This window comes from Streptomyces durbertensis, assembly GCF_014156695.1.
Taxonomy (GTDB): domain Bacteria; phylum Actinomycetota; class Actinomycetes; order Streptomycetales; family Streptomycetaceae; genus Streptomyces; species Streptomyces durbertensis.
On sequence record NZ_WMLF01000545.1, the window covers coordinates 1 to 3180 of the forward strand.

Annotated in this window: 5 protein-coding genes and 1 pseudogene; 1 reads left to right on the top strand and 5 read right to left on the bottom strand. The window is 71.4% G+C overall.

Going from position 1 to position 3180, the window contains the following annotated elements; genetic code table 11:
• The 4 genes and pseudogenes from GL263_RS24045 to GL263_RS24060 form a co-directional block, all read right to left on the bottom strand.
• Positions 1-490 (bottom strand): annotated as a pseudogene (locus tag GL263_RS24045) (hypothetical protein); the annotation flags it as partial.
• A complete protein-coding gene (locus GL263_RS24050; RefSeq protein WP_182857844.1) occupies positions 487-1116 on the bottom strand; it encodes an aminodeoxychorismate/anthranilate synthase component II in 630 nt (209 codons plus the stop codon). The gene GL263_RS24050 and the pseudogene GL263_RS24045, both read right to left, overlap by 4 nt.
• A gap of 28 nt (positions 1117-1144) precedes the next feature.
• Positions 1145-1306, bottom strand: coding sequence for a hypothetical protein (locus GL263_RS24055; protein WP_182857845.1), 162 nt, complete (start codon positions 1304-1306; stop codon positions 1145-1147).
• Between the two features lie 149 nt (positions 1307-1455).
• Positions 1456-2247, bottom strand: a complete 792-nt coding sequence (locus GL263_RS24060; protein ID WP_438947999.1) for a DUF881 domain-containing protein — start codon at positions 2245-2247, stop codon at positions 1456-1458.
• 99 nt (positions 2248-2346) lie between these two features.
• Between GL263_RS24060 and crgA the strand changes: the two genes are divergently transcribed.
• Entirely contained in the window at positions 2347-2613 is a 267-nt protein-coding gene (gene crgA / locus GL263_RS24065; RefSeq protein WP_143645945.1) for a cell division protein CrgA, read from the top strand.
• Positions 2614-2956: 343 nt separating this feature from the next.
• Here crgA and GL263_RS24070 read toward each other — a convergent pair whose 3' ends face one another.
• The gene (locus GL263_RS24070; protein ID WP_182857847.1) at positions 2957-3130 is read right to left on the bottom strand and encodes a hypothetical protein; all 174 of its coding nucleotides are present in this window, start codon (positions 3128-3130) and stop codon (positions 2957-2959) included.
• Positions 3131-3180 lie beyond the last annotated feature (50 nt).

Sequence of the window (3180 nt, forward strand, 5' to 3'; positions counted from 1 at the left end):
GGGTGGCCTGGCGCAGGGCCATCGTCTCGTCGTCGCGGGCGGGGCCGGTCGGCCCGGACGGCTCGACCGGGCCGCCGCCGTGGTGGTGGCCGTCGGAGCCGGGGTAGGCGTCGCCGGCGTACGGGTCGGAGACGGGGGCGGGCGCGTACGGGTCGGTGGTCGGCTGGGCGTACGCGGCGGGCCGGCTGTACTGCTCGTACCCGGCGTAGCCGTCGTCCGCCGGCGCGGTGCCGGCCGGTGGCTCCGGTTCGACGTGGGGGCGGAACCAGGGGGAGCCGCTCCCGCCGCTGTCGCCTGCCGCCGGCCGGCCGGGACCGGGCGGGCGGCCGGGGCCGGGCGGGCGGTCTGGACCCGCCGGGCGGTCGGGGCTCGATGCGCCGCCGGGGCTCGACGGGCGGCCCGGCAGCGGGTCGTTCAACGGGTCGGCGAGTCGACCGACCGCGTCCTCGAGTGCGTCGGGGTCGGTGTAGGGGTCGTGCGGCCGCGTCACGTACCGACCACGGGAGCGAGCCCGCGGGACCGCTCGACCGCGTCGGCGTCGCCGCATTCGGCGAGCCAGTTGGCGAGCATCAGATGCCCCCACTCCGTCAGTACCGACTCCGGGTGGAACTGCACGCCCTCCACGGGCAGTTCCCGGTGCCTCAGCCCCATGATCACGCCCGACTCGGTGCGGGCGGTGACCTCCAGCTCGTCCGGCACCGACTGGGGCGCGGCGGCCAGCGAGTGGTAGCGGGTGGCGGTGAAGGGCGAGGGGAGCCCGGCGAAGACGCCGCGGCCCTCGTGGCTCACCAGGGACGTCTTGCCGTGCAGCAGCTCGGGCGCGCGGCCGACGACGCCGCCGTAGGCGACGGCCATCGACTGCATGCCGAGGCAGACGCCGAAGACCGGCACCCCGGTGCCGGCGCAGTGCCGGACCATGTCGACGCAGACGCCCGCCTCTTCCGGTGTGCCGGGGCCGGGCGAGAGCAGCACCCCGGCGAAGCCGTCCTGGGCGTGCTCGGTGCGCACCTCGTCGTTGCGCAGCACCTCGCACTCGGCGCCGAGCTGGTAGAGGTACTGGACGAGGTTGAAGACGAAGCTGTCGTAGTTGTCGACGACAAGAATGCGTGTGCTCATCAGCTCTGGCAGCCCCTGTCTGTCCTTCTCAGCTCTCGTCGACCGTGACGTCGTTGAACGGCAGCAGCGGTTCGGCCCACGGGAAGACGTACTGGAACAGCACGTACACCGTTCCGAGGACAAGCGCGAGCGAGATCAGCGAACGCACGATCGTGTTGCCCGGCAGATGTCGCCAGATCCAGCCGTACATGCTCGGTTCGTCCGTCCTTCCCGTGCCGCGCCGGGTGCGCGCGGAGTCCAGAGTACGTCGCGGGGCCCGGGCGCGGGGACGGGTCCCGCAACCCGGGCGCAGTGCCTTTGATCACCACGTAACGGGACGCGGGGGAACGCCCGGTGGGGTCAGTCCACCGGTTCGGCGTGCTGGAGGTCGACCCCGCCGGTGTAGCCGGGCAGGGTCATATCGCGTCGCTGCTCGACCTTCCAGCCCAGCCCGTAGGCGTCCACGTACTTCTTGTACATGTCGATCGCCGGGGACGCGTCCAGGGCGCGCCGCAGCGCGTCCGGGTCGCCGACGGCGGTGACGGTGTACGGCGGGGAGTAGAGCTGCCCCTGGAGGATCAGTGTGTTGCCCACGCAGCGGACGGCGCTGGTGGAGATGAGCCGCTGGTCCATGACCTGGATGCCGGACGCGCCGCCCTGCCAGAGGGCGTTGACGACGGCCTGGAGGTCCTGCTGGTGGATGACCAGGTAGTCCGGTTCAGGCTCCGGCCAGCCGGGGATGCGGGCGGTCGCGTCGGGCGGGGCGTCGGTGAGGGTGACGGTCAGCCCGGGGCCGCTGACCGGCTGGGCGCCGGCCGCCTTCTCGACCTCCTCGAGCCGGCGGCGTTCCTCGGCGCTGCCGCCGCTGTCCCGTTTGGCGAGCCCGGCGACCTCCTCGCGCAGCTTGGCGGTGGAGGACTCCAGTCCGCGGTTCTCCCGACTACGCTGCTCGATGAGGTCGGAGAAGCGCAGCATCGACTCGTCACTGCGGATGTTGGTGCCCTGGGCGGTGTTGAAGCTGATCCAGAAGATCAGGCCGGCGAGGGCGAACACGCCGATGCTGGCGAGCCGGATGGGCCGCAGCCGGGCCAGGACGGACGACGCGCGCGACGACGGGGAGGTCGGCGGGGTCGAAGAGCTGGAAGAGGTCACCGTACCCTTGTCTCCTTCCTCCCCTCGGAAGCACTACGCTAACGGACCGCAGCAGCAGACGTTCCGCGCGGTCGGAGCGCATCGACAGGAGATCCCCTCGTGCCGAAGTCACGGATCCGCAAGAAGAAGGACCGGCTCACGCCGCCGGAGGGCACCAAGACCCAGAAGACGAAGATCGACCTGAGTTCCGGTCGACGGTGGGTGGCTCCGCTGATGCTGGCGATGTTCGCCATCGGGTTGGCGTGGATCGTCGTCTTCTACGTGACCGAGGGCCGCTTCCCGGTCGAGGCGCTCGGCAACTGGAACATCCTCGTGGGCTTCGGCTTCATCGGCGTGGGGTTTGTCGTCTCCACGCAGTGGAAGTAGCCGCGCCGGCTGCTGTCGGCGTCCGCCGGTGACTGCCGGACGGGCGTCGTCGGCTCGGCGGGCCGAGTTTTCCACAGGCTGTCCACAGGGGTGGGAAAAGTTCTGAAGATCTGTGGATAACTCCGCGCCGAGCTGCTGTGGCACGAGTCCCGGTGGGAGGGCCTGACGGCCCCCACCGGGCTCTTTGACGCACTCGAACAGGGCTGTTGGTCCGTTTTGCGGTGATCTGAACACCGCGCTCCATCATCATGGGCCACGGCTCCACACGTCGTACACAGGCCGCGTCCGGCCTGTGGAAAACCCCACCCAGAGCTGTGCGCAGCGTACGCGTCGGCAAGGCGACTCAGCCGCTGCCCGTCACCGCGTCGGCGACGATGTCACGCACCTCGTCCCTGCTGGGCGTACGGCCGGAGCCGACGAAGGCGCGGGCGGACAGCGGTTCGTCCCAGACGCGGTCGGCCGCCGCCCCGTGGGCGGCCGGGTCTCCGGAGGCGGCGTGGAGGTGTTCCGAGGGCACGAGCCAAGACTGGCCCACGCACCCCGCCGGTGTCAGGCCGACGGCCGGAT